General features: G+C 64.1%; 14 protein-coding genes and 1 pseudogene. 5 read left to right on the forward strand and 10 right to left on the reverse strand.

What is annotated here, in order from left to right:
* The 5 genes from ACILRA_RS09725 to ACILRA_RS09745 all read right to left on the reverse strand — a co-directional run.
* Window positions 1–348: GTP-binding protein (locus tag ACILRA_RS09725; protein WP_395661906.1), on the reverse strand; the 348-nt coding region annotated here is incomplete at its 3' end.
* 186 nt (window positions 349–534) lie between these two features.
* Window positions 535–1002, reverse strand: a complete 468-nt coding sequence (locus ACILRA_RS09730; RefSeq protein ID WP_395661907.1) for a DUF992 domain-containing protein — start codon at window positions 1000–1002, stop codon at window positions 535–537.
* Between the two features lie 128 nt (window positions 1003–1130).
* Entirely contained in the window at window positions 1131–1589 is a 459-nt protein-coding gene (locus tag ACILRA_RS09735; protein WP_395661908.1) for a DUF992 domain-containing protein, read from the reverse strand.
* Window positions 1590–1629: 40 nt separating this feature from the next.
* A complete protein-coding gene (locus tag ACILRA_RS09740; protein WP_395661909.1) occupies window positions 1630–2133 on the reverse strand; it encodes a DUF1993 family protein in 504 nt (167 codons plus the stop codon).
* 13 nt (window positions 2134–2146) lie between these two features.
* Window positions 2147–3349, reverse strand: a complete 1203-nt coding sequence (locus tag ACILRA_RS09745) for a pyridoxal phosphate-dependent aminotransferase (RefSeq protein ID WP_395661910.1) — start codon at window positions 3347–3349, stop codon at window positions 2147–2149.
* A 107-nt stretch (window positions 3350–3456) separates the two neighbouring features.
* On the opposite strand from ACILRA_RS09745, the gene ACILRA_RS09750 reads away from it, so the two are divergent.
* Both ACILRA_RS09750 and ACILRA_RS09755 read left to right on the forward strand, forming a co-directional pair.
* Window positions 3457–4638, forward strand: a complete 1182-nt coding sequence (locus tag ACILRA_RS09750) for an FAD-dependent monooxygenase (RefSeq protein WP_395661911.1) — start codon at window positions 3457–3459, stop codon at window positions 4636–4638.
* A 73-nt stretch (window positions 4639–4711) separates the two neighbouring features.
* The gene (locus ACILRA_RS09755; RefSeq protein ID WP_395661912.1) at window positions 4712–5236 is read left to right on the forward strand and encodes a tetratricopeptide repeat protein; all 525 of its coding nucleotides are present in this window, start codon (window positions 4712–4714) and stop codon (window positions 5234–5236) included.
* Between the two features lie 141 nt (window positions 5237–5377).
* Here the strand turns inward: ACILRA_RS09755 and ACILRA_RS09760 are convergent, their stop codons facing one another.
* The 3 genes from ACILRA_RS09760 to ACILRA_RS09770 form a co-directional block, all read right to left on the reverse strand.
* Window positions 5378–7072 (reverse strand): solute carrier family 23 protein, encoded by a 1695-nt coding sequence (locus tag ACILRA_RS09760; RefSeq protein ID WP_395661913.1) that lies wholly within the window; start codon window positions 7070–7072, stop codon window positions 5378–5380.
* Window positions 7073–7179: 107 nt separating this feature from the next.
* On the reverse strand, window positions 7180–8028 hold the full coding sequence (locus tag ACILRA_RS09765; protein ID WP_395661914.1) for a 23S rRNA (adenine(2030)-N(6))-methyltransferase RlmJ: 849 nt from the start codon (window positions 8026–8028) through the stop codon (window positions 7180–7182).
* 93 nt (window positions 8029–8121) lie between these two features.
* Window positions 8122–9018, reverse strand: coding sequence for a hypothetical protein (locus tag ACILRA_RS09770; RefSeq protein ID WP_395661915.1), 897 nt, complete (start codon window positions 9016–9018; stop codon window positions 8122–8124).
* Between ACILRA_RS09770 and ACILRA_RS09775 the strand changes: the two genes are divergently transcribed.
* The 3 genes from ACILRA_RS09775 to ACILRA_RS09785 all read left to right on the forward strand — a co-directional run bounded on the left by ACILRA_RS09775 (window position 9010) and on the right by ACILRA_RS09785 (window position 13504).
* A complete protein-coding gene (locus ACILRA_RS09775) occupies window positions 9010–10287 on the forward strand; it encodes a multidrug effflux MFS transporter (RefSeq protein WP_395661916.1) in 1278 nt (425 codons plus the stop codon). The two genes, ACILRA_RS09770 and ACILRA_RS09775, sit on opposite strands and share 9 nt — an antisense overlap.
* A gap of 90 nt (window positions 10288–10377) precedes the next feature.
* Window positions 10378–12666 carry an excinuclease ABC subunit UvrB gene (uvrB, locus tag ACILRA_RS09780; RefSeq protein ID WP_395661917.1) on the forward strand — a complete coding sequence of 763 codons (2289 nt, stop codon included), beginning with the start codon at window positions 10378–10380 and terminating at the stop codon, window positions 12664–12666.
* Between the two features lie 112 nt (window positions 12667–12778).
* A complete protein-coding gene (locus ACILRA_RS09785; protein WP_395661918.1) occupies window positions 12779–13504 on the forward strand; it encodes a tetratricopeptide repeat protein in 726 nt (241 codons plus the stop codon).
* A 189-nt stretch (window positions 13505–13693) separates the two neighbouring features.
* Here the strand turns inward: ACILRA_RS09785 and ACILRA_RS09790 are convergent, their stop codons facing one another.
* The gene (locus ACILRA_RS09790) at window positions 13694–14095 is read right to left on the reverse strand and encodes a hypothetical protein (protein ID WP_395661919.1); all 402 of its coding nucleotides are present in this window, start codon (window positions 14093–14095) and stop codon (window positions 13694–13696) included.
* A gap of 810 nt (window positions 14096–14905) precedes the next feature.
* Window positions 14906–15100, reverse strand: a pseudogene (locus tag ACILRA_RS09795) (hypothetical protein); the annotation flags it as partial.

Raw genomic sequence — 15100 nt, forward strand, 5'->3', positions numbered from 1 at the left:
GGCGGCCTTCTTGGCGTCCGCCTCGCAGACGACCACGGCCACGTCCGCGCCCAGCAGGGCCGCGCGCTGGTCCTGCGCGAATTCGATGGAGCCGGGGCAATCGAGGAAGGTGTAGCTGTCACCCAGATACTTGGTGGTGGCGGCATTGAGCTCCACGCTCATGCCATGCTGGCGCGCCTCGGGTGCTGCATCGCCAATCGTCGACTTGTCGGACACCCGGCCCTGACGCGGGATGGCGCCCGTCTGGAACAGGATCGCTTCGAGAAGTGTGGTCTTGCCGCTGAGATAGGGGCCCACGAGCGCCACGCACCGCGAGCCCTGTGGTCTTCTGCCGTTTGCTTGATCCATGGAAGTGCTCCCTTTGACTGCTTGCTGCACGTCGAAGGACCGCCCTTCTTGGGGCGTGGTCAGCACGCCCGGGGCGGTTCCACAGGGTCAAGACTGACTCCGATCGGAAACACCGGCAAGCGAAATCGGAAAACAAAAAGGGCCCGGCGCACGGCCGGGCCCTCACGATCAATCCCGATGCCGGGCTTACTTCGCCTTCTTGAGGCGGAGGCTGGCGACGCCCGCGGCCAGGTTCAGGCCGGTCTGCGCCTGAACGCTCAGCGGCTGCAGCGCGATCGACTTGTCGGAACCGCCGACCAGCACATTGGCGCCAAGGCCCACCGCGACACTCGCCTCCGCGGAGGCGCCGACATAATGGCCAGCCAGCGCGCCCGCCTTGAGCTTGCCCGGCGCGAAGACGGCCCAGGCCATCACGCCCTTGCCGGTCACGCCAATGTCGAGGCCCAACTTGTCGATGGATCCCTTGTAGTGCTCACGCTTGCCGATAGTGCCCTCGAACGAGCAATCCACCGCCTTGGAGGAGCCGATGATCATGCCAACGCCCCCGGCGACATCGCAGGTCAATACGCCGATCTTGACGCCCTTGCTGGCGGCAAGAGCGGGCGACGCGGCGAGGCCCAGGGCGATCAGCGCGGCAAAAACGGTCTTCTTCATAAGGGTCGGTCTCCTGTTGACGGTCATGCAAGACGTCCGAATTGTGTTACCAATTGGACTCGAAGCGCACGCTTACTTCAAACCTGTTTCGCCCGCAACCCGGGGCTGCTATCTTCGACGTCTCAGCGTTAATTGACGTACTCGAGCTTGAAGGTGGCAAGACCGGCGGCGATATTGACGCCCGTCTCACCCTCGATGCTGACCGGCTGCAGCGCGATCGACTTGCCGGAACCGCCAACCAGCACATTGGCGCCGAGGCCCACTGCGAAGGCTGCATCAGCCGTGGCCCCTGCATAGGTGCCCGCCAGGGCGCCCCGGTTGACTGTGCCCGGCGCGAAGACCGCCCATGTCATGATGGCTCCGGTCGTCACGCCGATGTCGAGGCCCACCTGGGTGATTCGCCCCTTGTAGTTTTCCAGGCCATTCGGACCCTGAAAGTTGCAGATCGCAGATTCGGTGCCGCCGAGAATGAGGCCGACACTGCCCGACACGTCGCACACCAGCATGCCGAGCTTGGCGCCGTTATCGGCCTTGGCCGGTACGGCAAGAAGTCCAAAGGCCAAAAGGGATACCGCAAGTTTCTTCACGATCGCGTCCTTTCAGATCAGGAGTGTGCCAAATGGCGTCCTACTGAGCGCCCGCGAGGAAATCCGGCTTGCCCAGCTCGACTCCATTGTGCCGGAGAATTGCATAAGCCATACTCACGTGGAAGTAGAAATTTGGCTTAACCCAGGTCTCGAGATAGGGCTCCCCGCTGAAGTTCAGCTCGCGTCCGCCGACTTTCAGAACGATCGCGCGGGTCTCCGCGCCGTCGAACTGCGCCTTCTCCAGGCTCTTCAGGAAATCGATGGTCTTGGCGATTCGCGCCTGCAATTCCTCGAAGGTCTTTTCCTCATCCGGGAAACTCGGCACCGCCACGCCAGCCAGCCGCGCGCCCGCACCCTTGGCGGTGTCGGTGGCGATCTGTACCTGCCGCGTCAGCGTGAACATGTCGGGGTAGAGCCGCTGTGACAGCATCACGGCGGGGTCGATCTTCTTGGCCGCGCAATGCGCCTCTGCCTTTTTCATGATGGCGGAGAGCGAGCCGAGGAAGTGGTTGAGAGCGGGTACCGTCGCGTCGAAGATGTTCATCGTTGTTTCCTTTTCAGCGCAGGTTGCCGCAGAAGCGCTGGATGCGGTTGCAGGCGTCCTCTAGCACGTTGGTGGCCGTTGCGTAGGAAATGCGGAAGAAGGGCGACATGCCGAAGGCCGCGCCATGCACCGCCGCCACGCCTTCCGCCGCCAGAAGCTCGGTCACGAAATCCTCGTCGTTGCGGATGACATTGCCCGAGGGTGCCGTCTTGCCGATGCAGCCGTGGCAGGAGGGATAAACATAGAAGGCGCCTTCGGGCGTCGGGCAGGAAATGCCCTTGGCCTGGTTCAGCATCGCCACCACCAGGTCGCGGCGCTGCTTGAACACGGTGTTGTTCTCGCCGATGAAGCCCTGCGGCCCGTTCAGCGCCTCCACCGCCGCCCACTGCGCGATGGAGGACGGGTTGGAGGTCGACTGCGACTGCAGCTTCGCCATGGCCTTGATCAGTGGCTCGGGGCCTGCGCCATAGCCGATGCGCCAGCCCGTCATGCAATAGGACTTGGACACGCCATTCATCGTCAGCGTCCGCTCATAAAGCGCCGGCTCCACCTGTGCGGGCGTGGTGAACTGGAAATCGTCATAGACGAGATGCTCATACATGTCGTCGGAGAGCACCCACACATGGGGGTGCTTCACCAGCACGTCAGTGAGCGCCTTCAGCTCGGCGCGCGAATAGGCAGCACCCGACGGGTTGGACGGCGAATTGAGGATCAACCACTTGGTCTTGGGGCTGATCGCCTTCTCAAGGTCAGCGGCCTGCAGCTTGAAGCCATTCTCGAGCTTGCCTTCCACGAACACGGGTGTTCCGCCCGCCAGCATCACGATGTCGGGGTAGCTCACCCAGTAGGGAGCGGGCACGATCACCTCGTCGCCGGGGTTGACGGTCGCCATCAGCGCATTGAACAGCACCTGCTTGCCGCCCGTGCCGACCGTCACCTGCGAGGGCTTGTAGTCCAGCCCGTTCTCGCGCTTGAACTTGTCGACGATCGCCTTCTTGAGCTCGGGGATGCCGTCGACCGCGGTGTACTTGGTCTTGCCCGCCTGGATGGCCTTGATCGCCGCGTCCTTGATGTTCTGCGGCGTGTCGAAGTCGGGCTCGCCCGCCGCCAGCCCGATCACGTCGCGGCCCTCCGCCTTCAGCGTCATCGCCTTGTTGGAGATCGCGATGGTGGCTGACGGCTGGATACGGTTGAGCGAGTCGGAAATGAAGCCCATGGCGGTAACCTTTCGATTTTTCGGGCTGAATAGGGTGAAGCGCCGTCCGGGGCAAGCCTCAATCCGCCGCATCACCCGGGGGTCTCGATTGCGCTAGACAAGGGGGTATGAGCGATCTTCCCTTTCTCGTGGCGGGCGGCGGCATCGGCGGGCTTGCCGCCGCGCTGGGCCTTGCGGGCACTGGCCGGGCGGTGCGCCTGTTCGAGCAGGCCCCCGCCTTCGAGGAGGTGGGCGCGGGCCTCCAGATGTCGCCCAATGGCGTCAGGGCCTTGCGCGCACTGGGCGCGTGGGAGGCGGTGGCGCCCTCCTGCGTCATCCCCTCGGAGATCCACATGCGTGACGGGCGCACGGGCGCGCTCCTCCAGCGCATCCGCTTAGGCAAGGGTTTCGAGGAGCGCTTCGGCGCACCCTACCGCGTCTGCCACCGGGCAGACCTGCTGGCGGGCTTGCTCGCCGTAGGCCGCGGCACCGGCCGGATCGAACTCAACACCGGCCGCCACGCAACCGCGATGGAAGAGCATGAAGGCACAGCCAGGCTCGTTCTGGACAGCGGCGAGATGGCGGCCGGCGCGGCGGTGATCGCGGCGGACGGCATCCGCTCGGGGCTGCGCGCCGCCATCGCCGGGAACGTGGCCCCCGTGCCGCGGCGGGTGACGCTCTACCGCGCACTCGTGCCGCTGGAGAAGGTTCCGCCAGAAATCGAGGCCGACTGTGTCACACTCTGGCTCTGCCCTGGCGGCCATGTGGTGCATTATCCGGTCAGCAACTGGCGCAGCTTCAACATCCTGGCCGCGGCGGATGGTGATGGCCGCGATGCGGGGTGGCACGCTCCCGCCACCTCGGGCGAGGTTGCACGCCGTTTCTCGGGCGCCTGCGAGGAACTGGAGAGCCTGTTCGCAGCGCCCGCCGCCTGGCTGCGCTGGCCGGGGGCCGACCTTCCCCAGCTGCCGCGCTGGTCCCACGGCAATCTGGCGCTGCTGGGCGACGCGGCCCACGCCAGCCTGCCCTTCCTCGCACAGGGTGCAGTCATGGCGCTGGAGGATGCCGCGGTGCTGGCGCGCGAAACGGCAGCACAGCCATCCGCCGCCAGCGCTTTCCGCGCCTATCAGGACCAGCGCAAGCCCCGCACCGCGCGCATCCAGGAGCAATCGCGGCGCATGAGCCGCATCTACCATGCGTCAGGCGCACTGGCGCTGGCCCGCAATCTCACGCTGAACCTCGCCAGCCCATCCTTTGCGCTGGGCCGGCTCGAATGGATCTACCGCTGGACGCCTGAAGCTGCCGCCTGATCAAGAAATCGTGTGGTCCGCGTCCGGCGTTCCGGCCGTAACGTATGACGAGCAGCAATAGATGGAGGAAGACATGACACGACTGACACTGGCCGCCCTCGCCTGCCTGATTAGCCTTTCCGCCCCGGCGCTGGCTGCCGGCGATGGCGGCGGCAACGATGCCTCGCCCGCCAACCAGAGCTGCAAGAAGGGCGAGGTGTGGGACAAGAACAAGAAGAAATGCGTCAAGGCCCAGTCCGGCCTGCTGACCGACGAAGACCTCTACCAGCAGGGCCGCGCGCTCGCCCGCCAGGGTCATTATGACTGGGCGATCGAGGTGCTGGCGCTGGTGCAGAACCGGCAGGACCCGCGCGTCCTCAACTACACGGGCTACAGCCACCGCAAGGCCGGCCGCCTCGAGACCGGCATTACCTATTACCGTGAGGCGCTGGCCATCGACCCGAACTTCAACCTCGCCCGCGAGTATCTCGGCGAAGGCTACATTGCCGCAGGCCGGGTCGACCTCGCGATGAACGAACTTGCCGCCATCGCAAAGAGCTGCGGCACGGGCTGCGAGGAATACAAGGACCTCTCCGCCGCCATCGCCGCGGCGAACTGAGCAGGTTCACATCCGGCCCGCCACCCACCTCTCTCGCGAGATGTTCCAGCGGGCGGTGAATTGACAAAGTAAGCGGTCGCCTTCTCCTGTTGCGCAGCAAAGGGGGAAGGCGATCTCATTCTGGATACCGGCCAACCGGTGTCAGCAATCGAAGACCAGCTGCAATTGCTGGCGGCCGCCCGAAGATGTCACGCTGGAGTGGTCGCAGGTCCTGCGCACGATCCAGCCGCTCATCAGCGAGACGCCGTCGGGTGCCTCCATGAGCTGCTCGGCGTCCGGCATCCTGTCTGGAAGCACGGCCGGCTGCCCCTCGTAGGAAAAGGTCAGCGCGAGGGTCAGCTCATTGTAGGAAATAGTGCAATCGATGGGCCTTTCGGCAAGCGGCCCGATGAGTTCCATCGCCTCCGTCAATCCGGTGACGGCACGCGGGCCGGTTGAGTGGTGCATGCCCCAGCGTTCGCCAAGCATCTTCAACAGTTCATCGGCTCTGGCGCTGTCTGCTCCATCAGCAAAGGTTTCGGTCTCCTTCTGGCGGATGCCGATGCGCATGATCAAGTTGAGGATGACGGCGAGAATGGTCGCAGCGGTCATCGGCGCCAGCACGTGCTCAAGCGAGGTGCCAGCGAAGCTCGTCGTCAGTGTCGGCGCCGACTGGAGCAGGATGCCAGCCCCCACCGGCAGGCCGATCACCAGCGCGCGCCGGGGCGACAGCATGCGCGAGAGCGCCAGTTCCGCGCCCGAGACGATGAAGTAGCACGCCGCGAAGAACAGGATACCGGCCACCACCGCGTCGGGCAGCGACAGAACGTGCTGGAGCGCCACCGGCACGAAGGTCATTCCAACGAGGATTGCACCAGCCGCCATGGCCACCACGCGTGAGGTGACGCCCGTCGCATAGGCAAGGCTGAGATTGGCAGACGACATGCCAATGGCGGAGCCGCCCAGCGCACCCGATATCGCCGTGGACAGGCCAGCCGCCTGCAAGCCGCGCGCCATCTTGCTGAAGTCGGGCCGCCGCCAGTCGGCATCATCCAGCCGCTCGGTGCTGATCAGCACGCCGAGCTCATCGACGACGTTCACCAGCGCCGCCACCGCTGCAAGATAGAAGATCCCAATGCTGAAGGAGAAACCGGGCAAATGGATGCTGGGCAGCGACAGGAGAGGCACGTCCAGTGCGGGCTTGGCGGCGGAGAGATCCCAGACGCCGAGCGCCAGTGCAAGGCTCATCCCGGCGAGGCAGCCGAGCAGCAGCGAGAAGAAGCGCGCCATTCCCCTGAGCCACACTGATCCCGCCGCGGCGACGGCAAGCGTGACCAGCGCCACGGCGAGGCCCGTCGGTTCGACATGCAGGAAGGTCTTCTCCACCGACTGCGTGACGATGCCCCGCAGCGTGCCCGGCAGCAAGGATACGCCAAGCATCAACACCACCACGCCACAAACTTCGGGCGGAAACAGCACGCGCAGCTTTCGCACCACAGAGCCGAAGCCGAACTGCATCAGCCCGGCGCTGGCCAGCAGCACGGCAATGCCGCCCGGCCCCGCGGTGCTGCCCGCCGCAATGATGAGCGGAATAAAGATCGGATTGGGATGATACATGATGAGCAGCCGGCTGCCGAACCGCGCCTGCAGGGCCGTACCCAGGCCGACGACCAGCAGCGTCGTCGACAGCATCGCGAACTGATCCTCCACCGAGAGGTTCAGCGACTTCGTGATGATAACGACATAAACAAGATTGATAATAACAATCGCCGAATGTTGTACGGCAAGAATGCCGATGCTGAGCGGCGGCGGCGTTTCGTCACTGGCATATTGCAAATAGCTTGGTCGTTTCGCCATAGCGTTCGTTATTCCCTTCCGGCTAGGGCCAAACTGCCACGCCTTGATGACCGCAGCCACAAAGTTGTAATTCATAATGACTGAAAAACAGGGCTCAACTTACACCCTCAAGTTGGCGCGTTGATCCATTCCACCGCCGCTTTGCCCCAGGAGCCCAGCCCCAACCGCGCCGCCAGCTGGGGGACCAGCACGCTCAGCTCCTCGTCGAGCCTCCACGGCGCATTCACGATGGCCAGCCCCGAACCGGCAAGACCGCCGCCGGAGAAGGCCTCGCGCACCCGCAGTTCGACCTTCAGCGTGCCGGGTATCTTGAGTTCGGCGATACCTTCCAGCACCGTCTCCGCCGTCCGGTCCGCCTTCAGCGGATACCACACCACGAACACACCCAGCGCGAAGCGGCGCAGGCCGTGGGCCAGCATGCGCAGCGTCCTCTCCGCCTCGTCCTTCACCTCATAGGGCGGGTCGATCAGGATCACGCCGCGCCGCTCCGGCGGCGGCAGGCGGGACTTGAGGCAGGTTTCGGCATCCATGCTGGTGACCTCGACCCGCGCATCGCGGATAAAGTGCCGCTCCAGCGTCACGGCATCCTGCGGGTGAAGCTCATTGGCGATCATGCGGTCGCTGTCCCGCATCAGCCGCAGCGCCAGCTCGGGCGAGCCGGGATAGATCCTGACACCCCCTTGCGGGTTCAGCGCCGCGATCACCTGACGGTAGGGCGCCAGCAGCGCCTCAACCTCAGCCGCGAAGGGTTCGGCGAGGCGGCCGATGCCGCCTTCCCATTCACCGGTCTTTCCCGCCTCGATGCCCCCAAGATCATAGACGCCGGTTCCCGCATGGGCGTCGATCACCCGGAACGGCTTGTCCTTCTTCATCATGTGGGTGATGACGCGCGCCAGCACCGCGTGCTTCAGCACGTCGGCATGGTTCCCCGCGTGATAGGCGTGGCGGTAGTTCATGCGCGCCAGACCAGCAACGCGCCAGCCGCGGCGCGCATCGGGGCAGGATGCATATGGGGAGAAGTCAGGACCGCCATCGGTGTTACGCCCTGTTCACTCGCCAAGGGTGATCGAGGCAAGGTCGATCATCGTCCCGTCCTGGCCGAGATTGACGTAGAGCACCCGGTCCGGCGCCGCCTCGTTCACCATGAAGAAGCCGATCAGGTCGACACGGTAGCCGATCTCGCCGCAGGGCGGCTCCGGCACCTCGATCTGCACCACGGAGTCGAAGGCCTCCTTGCGCTTGCCGGTGGGCACCACCTGCCAAGCCGTCCATCCCGGCGGCGACGGCTGGTCCTCGACCTTGGCCATCACGCATTCGGCGTCGTCCAGCACGAGGCCGGAGGCCTTGAGCGCGGACAGAAGCGCGGGCGCGCCGCCCGGCTGGCGGAACTGGCGCAGCACCGGATAGGGCTCGCCCTCATCGACGCGCAGCGCGAACAGGTCCTTCGCCTCGTCATAGATCACGTCCCACAGGCCGGTGTCGAACTTGCATTGCTCGGTCCACAGGCTCAGGCCCTTGCCTTTCGTCCACTTCCAGCTGCAATTCGTCCTGTCGGTGGCATAGAAGGGCGCCACCGGGGCTCCCGGCGCTTCCACCCGCGGCGGCAGCCGGACGCTCACCTCCGTCAGCGGCACGCAGACATCGCCGCCGCCCGAGGGGTTGACGAAATCCGCCAGCTGCGGCGCATCCGGTTCCAGCCCCTTGCCCTGGCCGTAGAGGCAGACCTTGTCCGGCGGCAGTTCATAGACGATCACCCCGTCGATGTCGCGGGCGGAGAGCCGCCCCGCCGCGAAGCCCTCGGAGAACCGCACATCGATCTGCTTGCCGAGCGCGGACTTGAGGTTGAGCGAGAATGCCCCGGCGGGCACCACGGCCTCCTCCGCCCGTGCTGGCAGGTGGCAAAGGCCCAGCATGGCGGCAAGCACGGCGAAAAGAGCATGTTTCATGCGCGCGACTCATGCCAGTTTCCCGCGGCTTTGGCTATCGCCCCCGCGCCATTGGGGCTAGGAGACTGCTACATGCCGGCTGAAGCCCCCCACATCCGCCCGTCCTACGCCATCCTCATCGCCATCAGCGCCGTGGGGCCGCTGGCGCTCAACATCTTCATGCCGTCGATGCCGGGGCTGCAGCAGGAATTCGGCGTGTCCTATGGCGTGGCGCAGCTCACCCTCACGCTCTATCTCGTCGGCATGGCGGTGTGCCAGCTGGTCTATGGCCCGATCTCGGACAAGGTGGGCCGCCGGCCCATGCTGCTCACCGGGATGGCGCTGTTCGTCATCGCCAGCGTGATGGCGGCCCTTGCCCCCACGATCCACGTGCTGATCGCGGCGCGCCTGCTGCAGGCGGTGGGAGGTGCGGCGGGCATCGTGCTGGCGCGCGCCATGGTGCGCGACGTGTTCGACCGCGAGACCTCGGCCAGCGTCATCTCCTACATCACCATGGCCTTCGTGGTGGCGCCCATGGTGGCGCCGGCCATCGGCGGCTACATCGACGTGCACGGCGGCTGGCGCATGGGCTTCTGGGCGCTCGCGGCGCTGGGCGCGGTGATCATGGCCGCGGCCTTCCGGCACCTGCCGGAAACCCATGTGAACCGCTCACAGGCAGGCGGCGGCATGAGCCTGCTCACGGGGGCGGTCAGCCTCTTCGCCCTGCCGCGCTTCCGCGGCTATACGCTGGTGCTCGCCTTCACCTCCTCAGTGTTCTTCGCCTTCCTCGGCGGCGCCCCGCACATCATGATGGACGTGCTGGGCCGCACGCCGATGGAATATGGCCTGTGGTTCGCCACCGTATCGGCCGGCTACATGGCGGGCAATTTCATCTCGGGGCGCTATACCCGGAAGGTGGGGCTCGACCGCATGATCATGGCGGGCTGCGGCATCACCCTGTCAGGCGGGCTCCTGTGCTTCGCCGCCGCCGTCACCGGCCTCCTGTCGCCCGCCACGCTGTTCCTGCCCATGTGCCTTGCTGCCCTCGGCAACGGCCTCACCATTCCCAACGGCACGGCGGGCGCCATCAGCGTGGACCCGCGCCTGACGGGCGCTGCGGCCGGCTGGTCGGGCTTCGCGCAGATGGCCTGCGGTGCGGCCGCCTCGCAGCTCGTCGGCTCCCTGCAGGACGGCTGGCCCGCGGCAGTGTTCTGGTTCATGGCCGGGGCGAGCCTGCTGGCGCTGCTCTCCCACCTCGCCGCGCTGCGCAAGGCGGAACCCGCCGGCTGAGCCAGCCCGTGACGCCTCCCCTCCTGCGGTCACGGTCCGCGAGTCTCAGCGCTTCCCCCCCGCCCCCGGCCACCCTATATTCCCCCCATCATGGGACATTCACGCCAGGACGGCGGCTTCGCGGAAGCGCCGCAGCCGTTCGATTACAGCTCCGCCGAATCGATCACGGGAGGCCTCGGCCCCCTGCGCCCGGAATTCGTGCCGCTCGCCAGCTTCACCCCCGTCAAGCCGCCCAAGCCGCCGAAGTCGGATGGCGGCCGCCGCCTGAAAGTGGTCTCGGAGTTCGAACCGCAAGGCGACCAGCCCACCGCCATCAAGGAGCTGGTCTCCGGCGTCCAGCAGATGGAGCGTGACCAGGTGCTGCTCGGCGTCACCGGCTCCGGCAAGACCTTCACGGTGGCCAAGGTCATCGAGGCCACGCAGCGCCCGGCCCTCATCCTCGCCCCCAACAAGACGCTGGCCGCCCAGCTCTATGGCGAGTTCCAGAGCTTCTTCCCCGAAAACGCGGTGGAATATTTCGTCTCCTACTACGACTACTACACGCCGGAGGCCTATGTGCCCCGCAGCGACACCTATATCGAGAAGGAATCCGCCATCAACGAGCAGATCGACCGCATGCGCCACTCGGCCACGCGTTCGCTGCTGGAGCGCGATGACGTGATCGTGGTGGCCTCCGTCTCCTGCATCTATGGCATCGGCGATGTCGAGACCTATTCCGCCATGGCCTTCCAGCTGAAGAAGGGCGACCGCACGCCCCAGCGCCAGCTTCTGGCCGATCTCGTGGCCCTTCACTACAAGCGCAATGACCAGAACTTCGTGCGCGGCACCTTTAGGGTGCGCGGCGACACGATCGAGCTCTTCCCCTCCCACTTCGAGGACCGCGCCTGGCGCATCTCGCTGTTCGGCGACGAGATCGAGCAGATCTCCGAGTTCGACCCCCTCACCGGCCAGAAGGCGGCGGAGCTGGAGCAGATCAAGGTCTATTCCAACTCGCATTACGTCACACCCAAGCCCACGCTGGAACAGGCCGTCTCCCGCATCAAGAACGACCTGCGGATCAGGCTTCAGGAGTTCAACACCGCCGGCCGCCTGCTCGAAGCCCAGCGCCTCGAGCAGCGCACCATGTTCGACATCGAGATGATGATGGCCACCGGCAGCTGCGCCGGCATCGAGAATTATTCGCGTTACCTCACCGGCCGCAAGCCCGGCGAGCCGCCGCCCACCCTCTTCGAATATCTGCCCGACAATGCGCTGGTCTTCGTGGACGAAAGCCACGTCACCATCCCGCAGATCGGCGGCATGTTCCGCGGCGACTTCAACCGCAAGGCCACGCTCTCCGAATACGGCTTCCGCCTGCCCTCCTGCATCGACAATCGCCCGCTCCGCTTCGAGGAGTGGGACGCGATGCGCCCGCAGACCGTCTGCGTCTCGGCGACACCCGGCAAATGGGAAATGAACCAGACTGGCGGCGTCTTCGCCGAGCAGGTCATCCGCCCCACCGGCCTCATCGACCCGCCCGTCTTCATCCGCCCGGTGAAGGACCAGGTGGACGATCTCGTGGCCGAATGCCGCGAGGTGGCGCTGAAAGGCTACCGCATCCTCGTCACCACGCTCACCAAGCGCATGGCGGAGGACCTGACGGAATACATGCACGAACAGGGCATCCGCGTGCGCTACATGCATTCCGACATCGACACGCTGGAGCGCATCGAGATCATCCGTGACCTGCGGCTCGGCGCCTTCGACGTGCTGATCGGCATCAACCTGCTGCGCGAGGGCCTGGACATTCCCGAATGCGCGCTCGTCGCCATTCTCGATGCCGACAAGGAAGGCTTCCTCCGCTCGGAAACCTCACTGGTCCAGACCATCGGCCGCGCCGCCCGCAACGTGGATGGCCGGGTGATCCTCTATGCCGACCAGATCACCGGCTCCATGGAACGCGCCATCGCGGAAACGGACCGCCGCCGCGAAAAGCAGGTGGCCTATAATGAGGCCAACGGCATCACCCCGCAGTCGATCAAGCGCAACATCGGCGACATTTTGAAGAGCGTCTACGAACGCGACCACGTCCGCGCCGACGCCGGCCTCCTGGAAGACGGCGGCCCCCTCATCGGCCACAACCTCGAAAAGGTCCTCGCCGACCTCGAAAAGAAAATGCGCGAAGCCGCCGCCAACCTCGAATTCGAGGAAGCCGCGAGACTGCGCGACGAGGTGAAGCGCCTGAAGGCCGTGGAACTGGCGGTGATCGACGACCCCACGGTACGGCAGAGCAACATCAAGGACGCGACGGCGAGCTGGCCCCAGCCGAAGGGTGAGAGGCGGGCGAGCTCGAAGGCGGGGAAACCGGGGACGCGGGCGTTCAGGGGGCCTAAGAGGTAGTTTTCGTGATTTACAGTTGCGTTTTGTTATCTTAGCGTAAGGTCTCAAATCGCGAGGCCGCCCCATGGCTCGGACAACGAAGAGAACACTGCCGCTTGTGAGACTGGCTGCGTTGTTACTGCTCGTCTTACAAATTTTCTCTGCGAACGTCGCCCTTGCCGGGACGTCTGCGGGAGAAACAGATCAGACCTTCACAGAAGCGCAAGCGGCCTATGATCGCAGAGATTATGCCACCGCCTTCACAAAGTGGCGGGAGCTGGGGGAGCGCGGCAATGCGCAAGCGCAATACCATGTGGGGCATATGATCTTTCGTGCGGAGGGCACGAATTACGACATCAGGGAAGCCCGCCAGTGGCTCGAGCGCGCCGCAAAGGGCGGCATTGAACTGGCGCAGGTCGAATTGGCGGACCTCCTTGCCAGCAGACAGGGAGGTCAGCATGACGCGCCGCTGGCCGTGTTCTGGTATGAGGCAGCAGTCAAGCAAGGCAACGTGAAAGCAATGCGGGAATTGGCCGGGCTCTACAGCGGAAAACCGGGTGTCCCCGAGAATCAGAAGAGAGCCACAGCACTCTACAAGGCGGCCGCAGAGCGCGGAGACTCGAAGGCACAGACGATGCTGGGATTACGCTATGGAGCAGGCGAAGGCATCAGGCGCGATGAATACAAGGCCTATCTCTGGCAGACGATTTCCGCGCTGACCATCGCGAAAACCGATCCCAAAGAGTCGGAGGCAGCAATCGTGATACGCGATTGGCTCCCGTGGACGCTCTCCAAACGGCAGAAGCAGGCTGCTGAGCGGGAGGCACGAACGTGGATCGAAAAGAACGCCGCCAAGTAGTGAGGCGTGACTCCCGGACGGGCCCTCGAAGCAGCTGACCCCAGCCACAGGGGGAAAGACGCGCGAGCTCAAAAGCGGGGAAGCCGGGGACGCGGGCGTTCAGGGGGCCGAAGAGGTAGAAGCTACAGTTTCAAGCCCCCTTTGGAGCGCAACCTCCGCGCAAGAAGCACGGAGGATTTGCAGATAGTACTAAGCCGCAACCGGCATACGCGCGACTGCATTGTCCTCCAAAGCAATAAGACGAGCACTGGCGTAAGCGGCGCGAGTTCTCTCGTTCTCTTCAACAGCCTTCTCACCTACTTCTTCGACAGCTTCCTCTAGCACCGACACCAATGGTATAAACGCCCCATCAGTCACCTGGTGCCTCCTACTCAATTCATTTAAAAAGAAGTTTCTAAATCCTTTTAATCTAAATCCCACGAGGTCGCGCGAAAACATATCTAGCGCAAGCGTCAAAAACTCATCGACCCGCCTATACACAATTGGATCGTCTCGACGGACATACTCTACGTAGTCCCCGTCAGCATAGTATATTGCCGTCGGATTGTACGGTGTCACAAGATCAATCTGATCTAGGTTCTTATGTTCCATTCATCCCTCCTCACCACAGTCTTCTTGCGAACCGGGTTTCAAATTCAACAGGCAGATCCGGACCGTTTGGATCTGCTTCAGAGAAAAGCCAATGTGTTACCACCCCCGAGGCCATTGCGTTTGGCTCATATGGGACATCTAGCTTTACGCAAGTGAGAAATACTACATCTTCTGGTACACTAAATTTTTCCGCGGTACCAGTCGGCGACGGCCTGTAACGATAGGCGCATGAAGGTTTCGTCACGTAGACCACTACGCCATCGCCGCCATCCTGGTTCCCAATTGGCCGCTTCAAGCCTTCAAAACAAGCGTGGGCCTGTCGCAAAGACGACAATCCAGCCGCCGGTGGATAATTCTTGGAGGCTCCCACCCCTAGCACAGGAGGTGGCAAGCCCATAACCGCACTCCAGAGCTCGAACGCAGGCTGCCGCCTGTTGGACAGCAACCCACGGTGGCAGTCAGTCGCAGAAACCCTAAACCTGCAGGTAACGTCTTGATCATATGGGCTTTTTGCGAGAACCACTGAAGGAAACCTCAACCATTCCGGTAATGGTTGCGAGCCGCCCTCAATAGAAGCCAATTTCTTCACCGATCGCCTTTCGTTACCTAAAGGATTTAATAACATATCCTAGCGGCAAAATCTACTTCTACGATACGAACTCATTGGCTCATGGTGTTCCGTACTCATCCCCGCTCAACAGAGCCGATTAGGCAAAATGGGAAAGCGCCGCCAGGTACGCCACGGGCAACACCCCAATGACGGGTCAACGAAGCCGGAGTGGCGGCATGGGGAACGTCCCGCCCGCCCCCTCACCCCGCCACAAACTCCACCTTGATCCGGTCCGGGTCCTCCACAAACCACGCGTGATAATCCGTGCCTCCGGTCGCGAAGGGATAGCGCTCGTCGTAGAGCATGGGGATTTTCTTCTTCCGGCACCAGGCCCTCAGGGCATCGACGGCCGCGCGGCTCTCCACCCGGAAGGCGAGGTGGTTCAGCCCCACGCC

It is taken from the genome of Aestuariivirga sp., from assembly GCF_044239095.1.
Lineage (GTDB): Bacteria > Pseudomonadota > Alphaproteobacteria > Rhizobiales > Aestuariivirgaceae > Aestuariivirga.

Bases quoted from the DNA above. Each gene is read 5' to 3' on its own strand.
- ACILRA_RS09740 (WP_395661909.1), bottom strand. From the start codon at position 2,133: ATGAACATCTTCGACGCGACGGTACCCGCTCTCAACCACTTCCTCGGC.
- ACILRA_RS09765 (WP_395661914.1), bottom strand. From the start codon at position 8,028: ATGAACTACCGCCACGCCTATCACGCGGGGAACCATGCCGACGTGCTG.
- uvrB (WP_395661917.1), top strand. From the start codon at position 10,378: ATGGGACATTCACGCCAGGACGGCGGCTTCGCGGAAGCGCCGCAGCCG.
- ACILRA_RS09750 (WP_395661911.1), top strand. From the start codon at position 3,457: ATGAGCGATCTTCCCTTTCTCGTGGCGGGCGGCGGCATCGGCGGGCTT.
- ACILRA_RS09760 (WP_395661913.1), bottom strand. From the start codon at position 7,072: ATGGCGAAACGACCAAGCTATTTGCAATATGCCAGTGACGAAACGCCG.
- ACILRA_RS09790 (WP_395661919.1), bottom strand. From the start codon at position 14,095: ATGGAACATAAGAACCTAGATCAGATTGATCTTGTGACACCGTACAAT.
- ACILRA_RS09730 (WP_395661907.1), bottom strand. From the start codon at position 1,002: ATGAAGAAGACCGTTTTTGCCGCGCTGATCGCCCTGGGCCTCGCCGCG.
- ACILRA_RS09770 (WP_395661915.1), bottom strand. From the start codon at position 9,018: ATGAAACATGCTCTTTTCGCCGTGCTTGCCGCCATGCTGGGCCTTTGC.
- ACILRA_RS09775 (WP_395661916.1), top strand. From the start codon at position 9,010: ATGTTTCATGCGCGCGACTCATGCCAGTTTCCCGCGGCTTTGGCTATC.
- ACILRA_RS09755 (WP_395661912.1), top strand. From the start codon at position 4,712: ATGACACGACTGACACTGGCCGCCCTCGCCTGCCTGATTAGCCTTTCC.
- ACILRA_RS09745 (WP_395661910.1), bottom strand. From the start codon at position 3,349: ATGGGCTTCATTTCCGACTCGCTCAACCGTATCCAGCCGTCAGCCACC.